The sequence below is a fragment of the Streptomyces sp. GbtcB7 genome, assembly GCF_019091445.1.
Lineage (GTDB): Bacteria > Actinomycetota > Actinomycetes > Streptomycetales > Streptomycetaceae > Streptomyces > Streptomyces mirabilis.
This window is the reverse complement of the sequence record NZ_JAGXJM010000257.1, coordinates 1-284: the sequence shown is the minus strand read 5'-3', so window position 1 is coordinate 284 and position 284 is coordinate 1. Positions and strand designations below refer to the sequence as shown.

Sequence of the window (284 nt, the reverse complement as noted above, 5' to 3'; positions counted from 1 at the left end):
CTCGTTGGACACGCCCAGGGCACCGTGCAGGTGCATGGAGCGGTACACGATGTCGTGCAGCTCCTTCGGCGCCAGGAACTTGATGGCGGAGATGTCCTTGCGGTCCCGCTTGTAGTCCTGGTACCGGTCGATCTGCCAGGCCGTGTGCAGCACGAACAGCCGGAACTGCTGCAACTGCGCGTAGGAGTCGGCCAGGTCGGCCTGATCGAGCTGCTTGTCGGCCAGCCTGCCGCCCTGGGTCTCCCGGGACAGGGCGCGCTCGGCCATCATGTCCAGCGCCTACT

Annotated in this window: 1 protein-coding gene; it reads right to left on the bottom strand. The window is 66.2% G+C overall.

Annotation, left to right across the window (positions count from 1 at the left end; genetic code table 11):
* Positions 1–270: acyl-CoA dehydrogenase family protein (locus KVT44_RS56030; protein ID WP_302832274.1), on the bottom strand; the 270-nt coding region annotated here is incomplete at its 3' end.
* Positions 271–284: the final 14 nt, after the last annotated feature.